Genomic DNA, 16069 nt, shown 5'->3' with positions numbered 1-16069 from the left:
AAGATACCCGCGCTGCAAGTAGCCGTATGGAGGACTTTTGTCTTGGTTTGAAGCAACACCGCTGTTTGTCCTCGCGGTGGCCCTGCTGATCATCCCCGGCCTCGCCGTTGGCATGGCCGCGCGGTTGGACGCAGCCCGGGCAGTAGCAGTGGCTCCTGCGGTAAGTATCTCCATAATCGCTATCGCCGCAATCGCGGCCCCATTCGTTGGAGTCACTTGGTCGCTGCTGCCTGTGCTTGGGGTAGCCCTCGGGGTGTCCGCGATAGCTTTCGCCTTTTCGGTGTTGGTCAAGAAGAGGGCCGGCGCGGCTGAGGTCACATTGGACGACAAGCCGCGTTTCTGGATACCGGCTTCTCTAGCGGCAATTGCCGTCGCGGCCGTCTTGATAGGTCGCCGGCTGCTGAACGCCATCGGTTCCCCCGACGCGTTCTCTCAGACGTTCGATAATGTCTTCCATCTGAATGCCATAAGATACATTCTTGATACCGGTTCCGGTTCGTCCCTCACTCTGAGTGAAATGACGGGTGGCAGTTCCTATCCTGCTGCCTGGCACGACCTGGTGTCCTTGGTCGTCATGACGGGAGGAGGGGAGCTAACCTCTTCGGTAAATGTCCTTAATATTCTGGTGGCCGCCCTCGTGTGGCCTATCGGGTGCATTTATCTATCGCAAACTGTTTGGGGACGCCGTCCTGCCGTGAGTTTCGCAGCAGGCACCCTGTCCGCAGCCTTCGGCGCCTTTCCCATGTCCCTGTTGGACTTCGGCGTCCTCTACCCAAACTTCCTTGCGCTCGCTCTCTTACCCCTGGTGTTTGCCCTGGGACTAGAAGTCTTAGGCCTGTCGGCAGTGTCGAACCGGTCCAGGCTCTTGAGCCTTCTTCTGCTGCTTGCCGTGCTTCCCGGAATGGCGCTGGCCCACCCCAGCGCCGGCATGGCCTGGCTGGCACTGATGTTGCCGCCAGCCCTTTACGTCTATGCCCGCCTTTTAACCGGTGCCCTTAAACATGGGAAGGGCAGGGCACGCATCGTAGTTCCGACGCTGTCCTCCATTGCTTTAGTCGCCGCCATCGCATTGATCAAAGTCTTATGGGACGTGGTACGCCCACCGGCGGAGACCGCCTTTTGGCCGCCAGTAGAGTCGACGGGTCAGGCTATCGGCGAGGTGATTTCCGTCTCAGCGATCGGACGTCCGGTCGCATGGGGCGTTATGCTGCTGACGCTCCTTGGCATCTATTTCACTATCCGTTCTGGCCAGCAACTTTGGCTGCTGGGAACGTATGCGATCGCAGGGTTTCTCTTCATCGTGGTCAGTTCTTTCCCCGCCGACGATTTCCGGCTTTTTGTGACCGGAATTTGGTACAACGACCCGCCACGATTGGCCGCGCTTCTGCCTGCGCTGATCATCCCGCTGGCCTGCAGGGGCGCGGTTGGCTTATGGAATCAGCTTTCCATGATAATGACTGCAGCTGGTGCTGTCGGACATAAGCGATTTCTGCAACGTGCAGAGTGGTCCGTATGGAGGGGAACCCGGTGGCCAGCGATGACGATTTCCGTGGCAGGTACGTTAATGGTCCTAGCCCTGATCGTGGGCACTCAACGCGGCAACGTTAGCCGAGCCGAAACATCAATGGCAGGCTCTTACCGGTTGTCCGAGGATTCGCCTCTGATATCAAGTGACGAGATGATGCTCATCAAGCGGTTACCCAGCGAAGTACCCGCGGATGCCGTCATGGTAGGTAATCCTTGGAATGGAAGTTCCCTCGCATATGCTTTTGCTGACAGGAAGCTCGTCCAGCTGCATATCCTCAGTGCTGTTCCCCCGGGCACAGCACCTTTGCTCAACGGTCCTGCCCCTGCCAAGGACGATCCGGTTGTATGCCCTACAGTTGAAAGCCTAAGAATTGGATATATCCTCGACTTCGGACATCGGGAAGTTCATGGAAGGGACAGCGGCTATAAAGGTTTAGACGCTCTGATAGCCGCCGGAATGGCCACCCTGGAAGATGCGCAGGGGGAAGCAAAGCTCTATAAACTCAACTTGTGTCGTTGAGCAAGTATAGTCATCGGTAGATTGTGTTTCACAAGCGACTCGCAATGCGGCTGGATGGTATTGAGGATCAGATGAATTCTGCGGGTCCGGTCCTGCCACTTTCCGAAAGTGTTTAGGGCGGACAACTTCCGACGCTTCCGTCTCCGGTAATGTCGGCGTTGCCACTGAAAGGGAACCACTGGTGAGAAGGGTGGGCATATAGAGCTCGTGCGCAAACACCTTATGGCAGCGCTGGATTCCCCGCGAAAGAAGTAATCGTCTACGCGCTGATTTCCCGGGACAACCTGAAATACGCGTGGTGCTCGAGACCGCTTATTATCAGGCCCAGTGTCAGTGGGGATACCTGGATATGGACGTGGATCTGGCGTTTGGGCTGCCTCGGGCGCACTGGGCGCCCGTCGCGCGGCCTGGAAGGACTACCGGACTAAGCGCTTCCCGGACATGCGTGATGATTCGGACATGCCGGGCCGTGCGGCTCGAACGAGAACGCCCACGGCCTGCAATGCCAGTACTTCCCAAAGGGAATGAACCTGGGCGTCCACTGCCCAGAACACTTCATCAGAGTCGCCGCCGAACCCCGCCGCCGTCTCAATGCTCCCTTTTCGATTGTCGCTGTCGCCATGTCTCCAATTTGAAAGGTACGGCACGAGCTAATTCTTGACGAAATAGCGCCATAGCGCCTTGCCCTGGTATGCGGCAACGAGGATCTCGGAAATGGCAACTGCCCAAGCCACGCCTGTAACGTCGGTGAATAGCGCGGCAAAAGTAATGGCAGGCGCGCCGCAGGCGGCACCGAGAACGGTTGATTGAACTAGGATTCTTCCTTGTCCCACGGACACGAGGCATGCCAAGCCAAGGATCTGGGAAACCGCCACGGAGAAGAACATCAATCCCACAGCAGCGCTCAGTAGGCTCGGGAAGATAACTAAACCGTTGGACAGTATCTCGCTGGCGAGCGGTCCAAGTAGAAAAATACCCATCCCGCCAAGAAATCCAAACAATGGTGCAACTTGGGCGCTCCGCACGAGCCTGTGCCTTAGGTTTTCGCGGCCCCCTTCGGGAATCCAGCCCTGGATGAATTGAAGGAGTGGAGAAAGCGCCAACACGCCGTAGCGGAAGATCCTATCCGCCATGAGATAAACTCCCAGCTGAGCGGGCAGGAAAAGATTGATCGCCACCAGTGGAAGATTCACATACAAGCTCCCGGTTGCCGCTGTCACGACCCCGTGCCGCTGATGCGTCAGCCGGCCAAATGCTTCCCGTACACCGAAGTTTGCAGCAATTTTTGTCTTCGACGGTCGAACTATGACCAAACAGGTAAGGGCCAGCGCAAGAATATTAAAGAATAATTGCACTGCTACCAACCAGACGATATCGCGGGTTAGCGACAAGACTGCCAGGCCGATCAAAGTCCCACTGAACTGCGGGAGTGCATCGAGAAAGAATAACCTCTTGGGCTTGGCTTCACCTACGAAGTACCAGTTTCCGCCCAAGAACGGCAGTAGATATGCGATCGAGGCCAGCACAACGAGAAGGACATGCTCAGGTTGCAAAATGATCATGACGGCTGCCATCGCCGGCGCCGCGATCAGAAATAGGTAACCGCGACTAACAAGCGAATCAAGGAAGAGCTGGGGCCGAAGAGCCTTGTCCGTCGAGGCAACCATCGATGGGCCGGTAGTGCCCCAACCGAAGGCAACAAGGATGCCGAACATGATCGACACAGACTGAGCCATTGCCTGAACTGCCCACAGTTGAGCTCCAGCGATCCCGGTGATTACTGGGATTGATACAAGTCCAACGATCGTTCCGACGCCAACTGTAAGGGCAAAGCTTGCAAGACGTGCCAAAGAGGCCATGATCGGTTTCGCTGACAAGAGTTCTCGCGTTCCTCGAGTTTGAACAGGGCCAAGTGTTAAATATTAGTTCACCACGAAGGGGCGCCAGGATTGCCTGATCGGACACGTGGTACCAATCCCGCGCTTCAGCGGCAGCCCTATACAGCACCGTCTGGTGAATCCTCGGGTAAGAAGCACAGGTGTACTCGCTTCGCGGAATGTGTGCGATCTCCGCCACTCTAGCCGGCCATGGCGCGGTTCGTGCTGCCCGGGGGTCGGTGCAAGCTCGTACGGCGGCCCTCACCCCAAGGTTCAGGTATGCGGAGGGTACGTGCCCTTGGCACTTGACCGGACCGGCATCAGGGGTGCCCCAGGTCTTGGTCCATTAGAATTGGTTAACGGCAGATAAGGTGGGTTGGAAATTGCCGATGGTGCTCGGTTGTAGTGATGGGCATAGATGCCGCCGAGTATGTTTCTCGGACGCCAAAGACTGCCGGCGCGAAACGCTGCAAGATAAAGTGCTAAAAGATGAATTGAGGAAATTTGCATGACACAGGGAGAGGAGAACGCTCGCGTCGCCGCAGTCATTGCCGCATATAATCCCGATAAAAAGATCATCGATGTTTTCAGGGCAGTTGTCGGGCAAGTGGACCTGGTTGTGGTCGTAGACGACAAATCAAATGATTCCGCAATGCCAGTGTTTGATGAGCTGCGGTCTCTGGGCGCTGAAGTGATGCATTCACCCAAAAATGCTGGAATAGCCGGAACGCTCAATGCCGGTATAAGCAGAAGTGCCGCGTTCGGCAAATTTGACTATTACCTAACCTTGGACCAAGACTCCATACCAGACGAAGATTATGTCAGCCGCGCACTGAAAACGGAAAGGCTTGCACGTGATTTGAACATGCCGGTCGGGTTCGTAAGTGCTGCGACATATAACAATAGCCCCGTCCTCGGAAACAGGCCGTTACTCGGATTCGAGCAACCCTTCGATCCATGGCAATCGGGAATGCTAATTCCCCGCTCGACCTTCGATGCAGTAGGCGGTTTGGACGAGCGGCTTGTTATAGACGCAGTTGACAGTGAATTCACGCTACGGGTGCGGAAGGCGGGCCTTGCAGTCCTTTGTGGCATCGGATGCAATATGTCGCACTCATTGGGGCAACAGAGCACCGTTAGTTTGTGGGGAAAGAAAAGGCTTTTTACATACCATTCGCCGGTTCGCGTTTATTACATCTCTCGGAACAATGTTATAATTTTCTTTCGATACTTTCTGACGGACCCGATTTGGGTTGGGCGCAAGGGTTACTACGAGTTGATTAATCATACTCGAAGGATTCTTTTCAGTAAAAATAGAGGCGACATTTTGCGAGCTACATACTTCGGATTCCGAGATGCCTTGCTGTTTCGAAATGGTATTATCAGGGGCCGTGACATGCAGAAACTGAACTAGCCTGAGTTTTTTGGTCGGGATGAAGGGAAACAAAAATTGAACGATCAGGTTCGGAAAGGCTTCGGTGTGGTGGCCCTTGCGGCGTACAAACCTGACTGGAACCTGTTCCGCCGTCAACTGCAATCGATCCGTGACCAATCACATGATGATTTCGTATGCTTGATTTCGGCTGACGGTGGCCACGATGAAATTGAAACCTTCGTCGCTGAGACTGTCATTGGTGACACGCGGTTCCGGGTCATCGGATTTGATGATCGCTTGGGATTCTATGGAAATTTCGAACGAGTTCTAGAGCACGTTCCAGCGGATGCGGAATGGATTGCTCTATCGGATCAGGACGACTTTTGGTATCCAAACAAGTTGGAGACCTTGCTTCCCTATCTCATGCATTATTCACTGGCCACGGGCCAAGCTCGGGTAGTCACCGAGACGGGTAATGTGCTGGCAGAGTCCACAAACCGATATAACGTCCCGCCGACACATCTTCTCCTGGATAATCAGATAACGGGGGGCCTTTCTGTCTTCCGTAGGGAACTGCTTGATACCGTTCTGCCTTTTCCGCATCTGAGCAATCCATCCGAGAACCATGACCATTGGATTGGGCTTTGCGCGGCCGTTGCCGACGGGGCTTACATTGCTGACAAGTTAGTGCAGGATTATGTACAACATGGAGGGAACGTTCTGGGTGAGCCTGATCGGAGATTCAACCCAAAGCGCTCGATCGACAACCTTCGAAAAATGGGGCGCAAATTCGAGGGTGCTGGTAACTTTTCCCCTCTTTTGCGGGTAATGATGAACATCAAGTACGGCTGGTCTCGTACCATGGTCCTTGAGCTCCAGGGGAGGGCCCCGCGCAACGCCCAAGCACTGGAGCCGCTTCTGGAAATTGTGGCGCCCAGGAAATACTGGCTGAAGAAGCTGGTAGTTCTCTGGTCCGCGGTTTCAAGCAAGCACGTCTCGTTACCTTCGGCCATAACATTCGCAGCAGGCGCCGCAGTAGCGGCGTTACTACGCCGATAGCCCAAGGGCTGGTGCCGGCTGTTCATCGCCCGCTTTATTTCAGCTTTGCAGCATCTTTTGGTCGAATGCGGCCTGAATGACCGGAAATTGCATCTCGGATACCAGTCAGCCAGGCGCGCAGAAACTTGATGCGGTGAGGCCCAAAGACGAAGCGGACAATGTTGCTCTCGACTTCCATCCAAAGTCGTCTCAACATCCAAATGCGATTCTTGGAAAAGTAGCGGACTACCATGAGCCAAATATTCCGAGTTATGTAATAAACGCGGACAGGAGAGTGATGGATAATCTGAAGATCCTGACCGCCAACTCGCAGAGGACGCCCCAGTATTGTCATGGGCCGTGTTTCTCCAAGAGAGTGTGCGATATCGCAACCGACGCCGACAGGGGTTGAATAGCCTGCTGCCCGGATCCGGAGATTGAAGTCAGTATCAACGCAATCGATAAACAGGCTCTCATCGAAAAGCCCGACCTCGTCCAGTACGCTAACTGGAATGAGACAGCCCGACTGCATCGGGTCGAAGGCCTGGACGACGTCCTCGTTTTGCTCGTTTCCATGGAGTGTTTTGACAGGCTTTGCGTTGTGCGATTCGGGCGAGACCAGACCAACTCGCATTCCTTGTGCGGCCGCATTGTTGACGCTTCGAAGTGCGTTTTCCACATAATCGTCGCCGAGAGTCGAATCCTGGTCCATCGTTAGGATCCAGTCGGGCTTCCACAGAATGCGCGCCCGCCGTATGCCTTCGTTCAGCGCACTGGCAATTCCTGAATTCCGCGACTGCCGGACCACTGTGATGCCACCTTCTTCCAGGACGCTGAGAATGCGCGACGAGTCCTGACTGGAGCCGTCGTCAACGACGAGGACGTAGCGCACATGTTTCTGCAGGAGAGTCACGCGGGAGATGATGTCGACCGAGGGGTTGAAGCTGGTGACGACGGCGGCAACTGTGGGCTGAAATGCTGCTTCAATCATGGGTATCCGTTTCGCGACTTGTGGTGGCCTTAGCTCGCAGCAAGCTCAACCGTTTACGGCTTCGGGCGCTGCACGCCGCATGCTTCGAGTCGCAAGAGTAACAAGGTTGGCAAGGAACATAGCCCGGGCACGGACAATCTTGCTGATTCCGCGCATTTTGTCGGGGGTCAAATTCTCATTGTGTAGCCGGTGAAGTATCGTGTCATCATCGAGGTACGCGATGCTCTTCGAAAAATTACCGCACATTGCCAACCACTGGTCGTGGGATTCAGACATATGGGATGGAAAAGGGAGCGCTAATTCCTTCAGGCTTGACCTAAAAGCCATGGCGCAGCCCCAATGCAGTCTGTACCCAACAACAATACCCAGAAGATTTCGTAGATGCTTTTTAGAATCGTTGCTCCGGAGCCTTATATTGTGAAACCGACCCGACTTGCCGCCAAAATGCTTGCAGTTCGTTACCACCATGGAATTTTCCGCTAAAGCTGTAAGCATTTTTTCCAGCCGGCCAGGAATCCATATGTCATCCTGATCGGAAAGGAAAATAAATTTTCCGCTGCTTAGCGTTATCGCTTTTTCGAAGGTCTTCACATAGCCAAGATTTTGCTTATTCCGGTGAAGGATTATCCGCGCATCACCGTTGGCCTCAATCCGGGCGGCCGTATCATCCGTGGACTCATCATCTACTATGAGCAGTTCGTCATTTGGCCCGAGCTCCCTGAGTATGGAATCGATTTGCTCTTCGATGAATTCAGAGCCGTTATAGGCGGCCATGCAGACGCTGACGCGGACATTTTCTGTCATTTAGTCGGAAGCCCTTCTTCAACTCACGGACACGGAGAATCACGCGGCAGGAATACGTGAGGTCCATAAGAGTTTACCCGTATTCCTTGCGAAGCTGCGTGTGAGTGCCGTGGTCCTTATAGATCAGGCCGCGGTCGGTACCGTAATGATGAGGCGCTGCGGGCGTCTGCTCGTCCAGGCCACCTTCCTTGGCAGGAGCTAGGAACCCGGCTCTGCTCAATATGAGCTTCCCTTATCAGAGGTGTAAGAAGTACGCGATCCCGGCTCCGGAGCTTACTGGAGCGGATGGGCTATGGTTGATGGGTTCATCTACACCTTCCGACAGGAATTCCAATGACCGTTGCTGCTGTGGTCGTCTCGTACAACAGGAAAGACCTCCTCGAAAAATGTCTTGTCGCCCTCGAAGGGCAGACGCGACCACTCGACGAAATCATTGTGATCGACAACTCTTCCACCGACGGCGCTCCTGAGCTAGTGAAAGAATCGTTTCCAGAGGTGAAACTCTTTGACACGGGATCCAACGTCGGTGGAGCAGGCGGCTTTGCGTGGGGCGTTGAGCTGGCCATTGCACACGGCCACGAGTATGCCTGGTTGATGGACGACGACGCCGAGCCGGAGCTGGACGCCCTGGAACCGCTGATGGAGCTTGCAGGAAGCGCTTCTGAACCGTACTCCTTCTTGGCATCTATGGTCACGCTGGGTGGACACACCATCAACACTGGGAACCCGCCTGTTTTCAGTAATGACATCAGCCGTCAGGTCAGTGCGAACCTAAAAGGTGCAATCGCCATCGATGCCGCAACTTTCGTGGGGGTTTTGGTGAATCTTGACGTTGCCCGCCAAACGCACCTGCCGCAAAGGGATTTTTTCATCTGGGTCGACGACACCGAGTACACCCTCCGCTTGTCTCGTATAGCCCCGGCTGTCATGGTGCGGGAAAGCAGGATCAAGCACCCCCTCAGCAAGTCCGGGTCAAACGACATGGGCTGGCGCCTGTTCTACTTCCTTCGAAACAAGCTTTGGCTGATTCGGACAGATCCGCAAATGAGCCTCCAGCGAAAGGCGTTCGAGATTCTGGGCTTTGTTGGTGTCGCATTACTTCAGGGGCCGCATGCAGCAGACAAGAAGCTGTGGGTTCGAAGCGTAATCCGCGGCGCATATCAAGGTTTCTTCAGATCCGCACGTAAGGAAATTCCGGGAACGTTGTTGGATGCATTGAGCCCGACAGAACGCGCGGCAGCCCTCGAATTGAAGAATATGAACGTTTAGCGGCCTATGTGCGTGCCGGCCGCCAGTAACGTAGCGATTCAGCGCTGGCCGGCAACCTCAGCGATGCCGGGTTCCCACCGTGCAGGTGCTCGGCTCTACGGAGCCGAGTCAGGCTGAACGTACGCACCTGTGCGGCTGAGGGCTCTGGCATTCCAGCCGGGCCGTATCTGCGAAACTGGATCCTTAGCTGTGTCTACGAAACTTTGTAAACGAGGGTTTCTTGTCCGGACCACGTCAGTTCCTTTTCCAGGTTCAGGCAGGCCCCGGAAAGTTCTTGCGACGCAGTGATGTGGGTGAGGGAAGGAAAGGACTTCTTAAGGTCGCATGGATCGATGTGGACGATTGTTCTGTCCGTACCGTTATTTGAGAAGGTCGGTGATGCCCCAGGAGTCCAAAAGAACTGGATAAAGCCACCGCCCCTGTTCCAGTCGTTGGCAAACCGCTGTTCGGGGTCAAGGATTGTCCACTTGCTCATGTCCGGGCCAGACCGTTGAACTCCCGTAAGCGACGGCACGCCGTTGGCAAGCAACAACGTGTCGACGGAGGACCGGTCGCTAGCCCAAAGCGAACCAGTTGAGCGGCTTACTGTACCTTCAGAGTAGAAATACTTTGCGGTTGCTGATGCGCGCAGGTCACCCAGCCCGAAAATCAGGGGATTCGATCCATAAACCGGAATTGCCATCAGGACTGCTGCAATTCCCACAGAGAAGACCGACTTGGGAAAGCTCGTCACAATGAAGACCACGACAGCGACGCCAGCGCCGGCGAGCAGTACGTCTTTCCTCGACATAGTAGGCAGATAAGAAAGTTGAAGTTGGGAGCCTGCGTATGCGGTCACGAGTCCTGTTGTTAGAGCCGAAGCTATGGAGAGGCGCCAGCGATGACTGTCCGGCACGCGGGACAAGAGCACGCCCACCAATAATGCCCCAATGATTCCGCAGACTTGGGCCGCCCTGGCCGGCTGCACGTAGTTGAGCAGTGGAATCTGTGCGCCCATGGGACCGAAGTTGAAGGTGCACCATAAAAGCCATAAACCACCCGAGAAGGCAAGCACCAGTGTCACGACATTGTCGCGCCACCGGCCCATGGCTGAGATGCCGAGCCATATCACTACAGCCCAGACGAACGTTACTGTGAAGGCCGTTGACATCTCGCTCTGGTTGCTGCCAATAGGCACTGCATCCTTGAGTTCGCCAAGAGAGGGTGCGCCAAAAAGAAATCCAAATGGTTGGGCTTCGCCGGTCGATCGTCTCGAACCTGGATAGACGGTGTTCAGCAGCGCATTGATGCCTGTTGCGTTTTCCAGTAGCGTGCCCAGGCCAAAGATCAGAGCGACACCACCGGTAAAGCCGAGAGCTTTAGTTTTTGGCAGCAACCTATCCTCGCGGGTGAGGATCCAGAGAGCACTTGCGGCAAGAACGGGCAAACCGAGGACCAGTGACCAAGGGATGTAAAAACTTGGGATGCCGGCAAGGAGGATGCCGCCGACAACAGACTGTACGAGGGGTAGAACTGACCGCTTTGATGTGAAGCCGCAGTAGGCGGAGAGAAGCAAACTTGATCCCGCGACCGTATAGGCAATGAGCTGAATGGGCATCATCGTCCACCAGGAAGCGGCCGGAGAGAGCGCTATCAGGAATGCTGACAGCCAGCCCATGTTGCGCGAGGATCCAATCTGTTCGAACCATTTAGGCAGAAAGAGGAAGAGTACGACGGCCGGGAGCCACCAATGGGCAGCGAAAACCATCGCGTCTGGAAGGATCGTTGCCGTTCGAAGCAGTGTGGAATCAAAGTAGACGAATGTTTCGAAGAAACCGCCGGAGGGGTACCTGTGAACGACGTCGGCGGGGGCCGCAAGGTAGCTTGTCGTTGGCGCTGCACCTGTAGCCATGATCGAAATCGCTATGGGGGAAAACGCGTTGAATTCGTCCGAGCGGATGGCGGAACTTGACCCGACCTGGTGACCCTCCGGCCGTGAAGGATCTTGCCGGAGTTCTCCTATTCCAATAGAGGAAGTCGTAGCGCCCGTGATAACTAAAAATGCATACACGGCGATGACGGCAATCCGGGCTAGCCGATCTGAAACCGACACCCAGTGCCAGCCGCGAACGCTGATGCTTTGAAGTCTGGACAACATAAGGGGCGACACTCTGCTCTTCCTTCTTGCCTAGCGACTGCCGTTAGCAACCCGCTACCGATCCGACCGGGACACTATGGGGACAATCCGTTGAAAAACTGCAAACAAATCCGGCGCTTTCATCAGTGGCAATCTGCCGCTGTGGAAACGGTCAGTTGCGGTAGTCGCCTGCAACCTTGGTCCGGTGCCGCAAGTGCAATGAAAGGGCCTGCCGGTTTACTGGAGCGTCGACTTCAGCACGATGGCATGCGCAGACGCCGCATACGTAGCGGCAACGCAATATAATCACACACATCTCACACAGGCCCAGCAGGGTCGTATGGCATGTCCGCCTGGGGGCGCACCTCAGTTACCGGTAGTAGCCTGCAGGCAGACAGCCGGTATGATTACTTGAGCCCGACTGCATCCTGCACGGGTAGACACGACCGGGAGTGGCTTGCAGACAACAAACAGTGCGCGATCATTATGGCATCGAGCACGGAAACTCGGTTCCCGGATCGCGCTTATCGTCGAGCGCAGCCACCTGATTAAGTTCCTCCTGGTTGGAGGTGCCTCATTTGCCGTGGATCTTGCGCTGCTGGCCCTCATGCATGAAGTCTTCGCAGTGGACTTGTGGATTGCCACTCCCATTGCTTTCATCGCCAGCTTGGTATTCAACTTCGCTCTCCAGCGCTCCTTTACATTCCGTGCCCAAAACCGGAGTCACATCAGTCTCCTCAAATACTTGGCACTTGTGGTTTTCAACATCGTGGCGATAGATGTCATTGTGAACGCCTTTGACGCTTGGGGAATTTCATACGGAATTGGTAAAGCTTTCGCAACCATACTGACCACGTCCTGGAATTTCTGGCTCTACAAGGTGTGGATCTTCAGGCACGAGCCCGTGCAAGATCCCGCACAGGTAGAAACCGTCACGGCTCAAGGCCCAAAATAGCCGCAGCCCAACCGACACCACCTGGCTCACTTCCGGACAACCGCGGCGGATATCCGCCGGAAGACAAGAAAAGGACCTACCTGGCACATGGCCATTGATGTATTGCTTCCCTACTATGGGGACGTCGACCTGATGAAACTTGCTGCCCAGAGTGTCATGAGCCAGCAGTTCGAAGACTGGCGCCTCATTGTGGTGGACGACGGGTTTCCAAGCCCCGAACCCCAGCGTTGGTTTGAATCCATCTCTGATCCCCGGGTGAGCTACCAAAAGAACGAAAAGAACCTGGGCGCCAACGGCAATTACCGCAAGGCCCTGGACTTGGCTGAAGCTCCCATCGTCGTCGTCATGGGCGCCGATGACATCATGCTTCCGAACTATCTGGCAGTAGTATCCAAGGCTTTCGAGGCCTACCCACAAGCCAGCGTGGTGCAGCCAGGGGTTCAGGTGATCGATGAAAAGGGCCGCGCCTGCTCGCCGCTTGTTGACATCGTCAAGAAGGTTTACGCGCCGACGGTCAAGGAACCGGTGCTCCTGCAGGGTGAAAGGATGGCTACCAGCCTTGTTCGGGCAGACTGGGCCTACTTCCCCTCCCTGGCCTGGCGCACGGACGTCATTCGACGGATCGGCTTTACTGAAGGGCTGCACGTCGTGCAGGACCTCGCGCTGCTGCTGGATATCGCTGCTGAAAACGGATCGATGGTGGTTGATCCCACCCTGGCATTCCTTTATCGCCGTCATTCAGCCTCGGACTCATCAGTGAAGGCTCTGGATGGGAGGCGCTTCGATGAGGAGCGAGCGTTCTTCGAGGGCCAGGCGCGCCGGTTCCGAGAACTCGGCTGGCAGAGGACAGCACGGGCGGCTGCTTTTCATACGACGTCACGTCTAAACGCCGCTACCCTGGTTGCCCGTTCACTGGCTATTGGAAAGACCGACTCGCTGCCCCGGTTGTTGAAACACGTTATCTCATAGCAGGCTTAAACAATTCAGGTGGCTGCCGGCATCGACCGGCAGCCACCTGAATTGTTTAAGCAGTGGCTTCGGGCGGCCTTACAGGGCTCCCGATCCCACTGCCCGGTGCAGATTGATCGCGTACCGTGCCTGTTTCCAGTTCCTGTACTTTGAGCCGAAGGATGCCCACCTCTTCTGCCAGGACCCTGATCTCGTCCTCCGCCTGGGACTGTTCGAAGGACAGATGAAGGCAGACCAGAACGAGTAACAGCAATGCCATCGCAAACAGCAGGTTTGAAGGTACCTGTACGCCGAGCACGCCACTGGCCCAGAAAAGCAACTGCGGGAAGGCAACCAGGATCAGCATTCCGATACCGATGATGATCCAAAGGACAGCGTACTTTTCCCGCAAGTGACGCCGGCGCAGCATCTCGAAGATGATGAGCAGAATGACCAGCACAAAGATGAAGCCAACGAGGGTGGCCATGTGAACTCCTAGTTGGATGAAGGTTCGTTCTTCTTGCGCGTTAAAGCGAAGAGGAGGGCAAAAGCTGACCGGCCGAGGTAGATTGCGGCCTTCACCGGATCGTGGCTTGGCGTTCCGCCCTGGCGCTCACGCATGGAGACTCCAACCTGGCTTACGGTGCAACCGGACCGGATTGCAACCACAAGTGAATCTATGGTGTCCCCGAGATACTCTGCAGGGTAGTGGTCCACATACTGCCGGATAGCCTTTGCGTTGGCTGCGCGGAAGCCTGACGTTACGTCGGTGAGCCGCGTTCGTGCAATTTGCGATATTGTCCAAGCCAAGACATTCATAGCCCATTTACGGGGTCCGCGGACGGTGTAGTTGCCTTTGTCGGCGAAGCGGGCACCGATGACGATGTCCGCCTCGTGAAGGCCATCAAGTACAGCTTTGATGTCACGGGGATCATGCTGACCGTCCGAATCCACCTGGATGACTTGGCTGTAGCCGTGCATCTTTGCGTATTTGAAGCCGGTTCTCATGGCTCCGCCGACACCCATGTTGAAGGGGAGCTGGACAACCAGAGCGCCCGCCTCGCGGGCCACCTGAGCTGTGTTGTCCCGCGAACCATCGTCCACTACCAGGACGTCACAATCGGGACCGAACTCAAATACCTCACGGACTGTATTGCCGATAGCCTCGGATTCGTTCCAAGCCGGCATAATCACAAGAGTGCGGTGCACTTGCTCTCCAGAAGTCATGCCTTATCGTTTTCCGACTTGAGATATTCCGCCAGCCGCTCGTCAGCATCTGCTGGTTCAAATCCAGTCGCGCGGGCCTTCGACAGGTTCAGGGCGCTGGACAGCGGCCGCGGGGCAGCCTCTTTGCCCCTGAAGTAATCCGCCGTTGTCACCCCGGTGACGTCACTCCTGGAGGCGCCGGACTGCTCGAATACATCCGCGGCTAAATCCGCCCAGCTCTTTACGGGGCCATCGTTGGTGAAGTTGTAAGTACCATAGGCGGCTTCTGTGGCCAGCAGGTGCCGGATGAAGGCTGCGATGTCTCCGGTGAAACTCAGTCTGCCCGTCTGATCGTTAACCACGGAGGGTTTGACACCTTTGCGGGCCAAGTTGGTCATCGTGCGTACGAAGTTATTGCCGTCGCCGATGACCCAGCTCGTCCTGACAATGTAGTGACGGGGAGCAACGCTGGCTACCGCGTCCCCGGCTGCTTTGGTCTGTCCGTAGACGCCCAGGGGAGTGAACGGCTCGTCCTCGTCGTGGCTGTCCCGCCTACCGTCAAAGACATAGTCCGAGGACACGTGAACGAGAGTGAGATTATGCTCGACGGCGGTACGCGCCAAATGCGCTACGGCTGAAACGTTGAGGGACCAGGAAGCGGCACGTCCTTCTGCCGTTTCGGCCGTGTCGACGGCAGTGTAGGCGGCAGCGTTAATGATGGTGGAGTAGTTCTTCCAGTTCCTGCTCGTGAAGCTGTCGCCGCTGGTGAGATCGAACTCGGCTCGGCCTGCGAACTCGACTGACGTATCGCCGTCGTACTGAGCGCGAAGTGCCTTGCCCAGTTGCCCGTCCGCACCCACCACGAGGACTTTTTTGGCTGGCATCGGTGCGACATCGGCCATGCGCGGGTGCGCCTTGTCCTTCTCGGAGAGTTCGGCCTGTCCAAGTGGAATCGGCCAGTCAATCGCAGCGGTCTCATCGGCGAGGTTGAGGAAGGTGTATTGCTCCTGCGCGTCCGCGGACCAGTGGTCGTTCACCAGGTACGTGTAGGCCGTATTGTCCTCGAGCGTCTGGAACGCATTGCCCACGCCCCGGGGAATGAATATCGCTTGGCTGGGGTCAAGTTCGGCCGTAAAGACCGCGCCGAATGAGGGTCCTTCACGAAGATCCACCCAGGCTCCAAATATGCGGCCGGTGGCGACCGAAATGAACTTGTCCCACGGCTCCGCGTGGATCCCGCGAGTGGTTCCGGCCTTTTCGTTGTAGGAGATGTTGTTCTGGACGGGCCGGAAGTCCGGCAGTCCGAGTGCCACCATCTTCTCCCGCTGCCAATTTTCCTTGAACCATCCCCGGTTGTCGCCGTGGACCGGAAGGTCGTAGAGGACTACGCCGGGAATGGGGGTTGCGTGGGCAGCAAGCTTTTTCGAGAACTCCAAAGACATG

At 55.9% G+C, this 16069-nt stretch carries 13 protein-coding genes; 6 read left to right on the top strand and 7 right to left on the bottom strand.

All coding sequences use genetic code 11. The features are described 5' to 3' along the window. Positions 1 to 37: 37 nt before the first annotated feature. Complete coding sequence (locus tag Q9R31_RS01125; RefSeq protein WP_311260935.1) at positions 38 to 2047, top strand: DUF6541 family protein; 2010 nt, start codon at positions 38 to 40, stop codon at positions 2045 to 2047. A gap of 650 nt (positions 2048 to 2697) precedes the next feature. Here the strand turns inward: Q9R31_RS01125 and Q9R31_RS01120 are convergent. Beyond that, positions 2698 to 3771 (bottom strand): hypothetical protein, encoded by a 1074-nt coding sequence (locus Q9R31_RS01120; protein ID WP_311260934.1) that lies wholly within the window; start codon positions 3769 to 3771, stop codon positions 2698 to 2700. A 661-nt stretch (positions 3772 to 4432) separates the two neighbouring features. Here Q9R31_RS01120 and Q9R31_RS01115 point away from each other — a divergent pair. Both Q9R31_RS01115 and Q9R31_RS01110 read left to right on the top strand, forming a co-directional pair. Then, positions 4433 to 5338, top strand: a complete 906-nt coding sequence (locus Q9R31_RS01115) for a glycosyltransferase (RefSeq protein ID WP_311260933.1) — start codon at positions 4433 to 4435, stop codon at positions 5336 to 5338. Between the two features lie 36 nt (positions 5339 to 5374). Beyond that, positions 5375 to 6358, top strand: a complete 984-nt coding sequence (locus tag Q9R31_RS01110; protein ID WP_311260932.1) for a glycosyltransferase — start codon at positions 5375 to 5377, stop codon at positions 6356 to 6358. A gap of 34 nt (positions 6359 to 6392) precedes the next feature. On the opposite strand, the gene Q9R31_RS01105 is transcribed toward Q9R31_RS01110, so the two are convergent. After that, positions 6393 to 7328 carry a glycosyltransferase gene (locus Q9R31_RS01105; RefSeq protein ID WP_311260931.1) on the bottom strand — a complete coding sequence of 312 codons (936 nt, stop codon included), beginning with the start codon at positions 7326 to 7328 and terminating at the stop codon, positions 6393 to 6395. Positions 7329 to 7373: 45 nt separating this feature from the next. After that, a complete protein-coding gene (locus Q9R31_RS01100; protein ID WP_311260930.1) occupies positions 7374 to 8132 on the bottom strand; it encodes a glycosyltransferase in 759 nt (252 codons plus the stop codon). Positions 8133 to 8465: 333 nt separating this feature from the next. Here Q9R31_RS01100 and Q9R31_RS01095 point away from each other — a divergent pair, with 333 nt between their 5' ends. Next, positions 8466 to 9401 (top strand): glycosyltransferase family 2 protein, encoded by a 936-nt coding sequence (locus Q9R31_RS01095; protein WP_311260929.1) that lies wholly within the window; start codon positions 8466 to 8468, stop codon positions 9399 to 9401. Between the two features lie 193 nt (positions 9402 to 9594). On the opposite strand, the gene Q9R31_RS01090 is transcribed toward Q9R31_RS01095, so the two are convergent. After that, positions 9595 to 11550, bottom strand: coding sequence for a hypothetical protein (locus Q9R31_RS01090; protein WP_311260928.1), 1956 nt, complete (start codon positions 11548 to 11550; stop codon positions 9595 to 9597). A 424-nt stretch (positions 11551 to 11974) separates the two neighbouring features. Here Q9R31_RS01090 and Q9R31_RS01085 point away from each other — a divergent pair, with 424 nt between their 5' ends. Together Q9R31_RS01085 and Q9R31_RS01080 are read left to right on the top strand one after the other, a co-directional pair. Then, positions 11975 to 12472: a GtrA family protein gene (locus Q9R31_RS01085; protein ID WP_311260927.1), complete on the top strand. Its 498-nt coding sequence runs from the start codon at positions 11975 to 11977 to the stop codon at positions 12470 to 12472. An 87-nt stretch (positions 12473 to 12559) separates the two neighbouring features. Beyond that, on the top strand, positions 12560 to 13441 hold the full coding sequence (locus Q9R31_RS01080; protein ID WP_311260926.1) for a glycosyltransferase: 882 nt from the start codon (positions 12560 to 12562) through the stop codon (positions 13439 to 13441). A gap of 55 nt (positions 13442 to 13496) precedes the next feature. Here Q9R31_RS01080 and Q9R31_RS01075 read toward each other — a convergent pair whose 3' ends face one another. Genes Q9R31_RS01075 through Q9R31_RS01065 form a run of 3 tightly spaced genes read right to left on the bottom strand, consistent with a single transcriptional unit; the run spans position 13497 to position 16068 of the window. Continuing rightward, positions 13497 to 13907 (bottom strand): DUF2304 domain-containing protein, encoded by a 411-nt coding sequence (locus Q9R31_RS01075; RefSeq protein ID WP_311260925.1) that lies wholly within the window; start codon positions 13905 to 13907, stop codon positions 13497 to 13499. 8 nt (positions 13908 to 13915) lie between these two features. Then, positions 13916 to 14647 carry a glycosyltransferase family 2 protein gene (locus tag Q9R31_RS01070; RefSeq protein ID WP_311260924.1) on the bottom strand — a complete coding sequence of 244 codons (732 nt, stop codon included), beginning with the start codon at positions 14645 to 14647 and terminating at the stop codon, positions 13916 to 13918. Then, positions 14644 to 16068, bottom strand: coding sequence for a bifunctional dTDP-4-dehydrorhamnose 3,5-epimerase family protein/NAD(P)-dependent oxidoreductase (locus tag Q9R31_RS01065; RefSeq protein WP_311260923.1), 1425 nt, complete (start codon positions 16066 to 16068; stop codon positions 14644 to 14646). Before Q9R31_RS01065 ends, Q9R31_RS01070 begins: the two co-directional genes overlap by 4 nt. Between the last annotated feature and the right edge of the window lies 1 nt (position 16069).

Origin of the sequence: Pseudarthrobacter sp. BRE9 (assembly GCF_031844305.1) — a bacterium.
Classification (GTDB): Bacteria; Actinomycetota; Actinomycetes; order Actinomycetales; family Micrococcaceae; genus Arthrobacter.
This window is presented reverse-complemented; position numbering and strand designations above follow the sequence as displayed.

What these genes read in the sequence shown, in the direction of transcription:
- Q9R31_RS01115 (WP_311260933.1), top strand. Translation starts at nt 4,433, where the DNA reads ATGACACAGGGAGAGGAGAACGCTCGCGTCGCCGCAGTCATTGCCGCA.
- Q9R31_RS01105 (WP_311260931.1), bottom strand. Translation starts at nt 7,328, where the DNA reads ATGATTGAAGCAGCATTTCAGCCCACAGTTGCCGCCGTCGTCACCAGC.
- Q9R31_RS01100 (WP_311260930.1), bottom strand. Translation starts at nt 8,132, where the DNA reads ATGACAGAAAATGTCCGCGTCAGCGTCTGCATGGCCGCCTATAACGGC.
- Q9R31_RS01095 (WP_311260929.1), top strand. Translation starts at nt 8,466, where the DNA reads ATGACCGTTGCTGCTGTGGTCGTCTCGTACAACAGGAAAGACCTCCTC.
- Q9R31_RS01080 (WP_311260926.1), top strand. Translation starts at nt 12,560, where the DNA reads ATGGCCATTGATGTATTGCTTCCCTACTATGGGGACGTCGACCTGATG.
- Q9R31_RS01075 (WP_311260925.1), bottom strand. Translation starts at nt 13,907, where the DNA reads ATGGCCACCCTCGTTGGCTTCATCTTTGTGCTGGTCATTCTGCTCATC.
- Q9R31_RS01070 (WP_311260924.1), bottom strand. Translation starts at nt 14,647, where the DNA reads ATGACTTCTGGAGAGCAAGTGCACCGCACTCTTGTGATTATGCCGGCT.
- Q9R31_RS01065 (WP_311260923.1), bottom strand. Translation starts at nt 16,068, where the DNA reads ATGTCTTTGGAGTTCTCGAAAAAGCTTGCTGCCCACGCAACCCCCATT.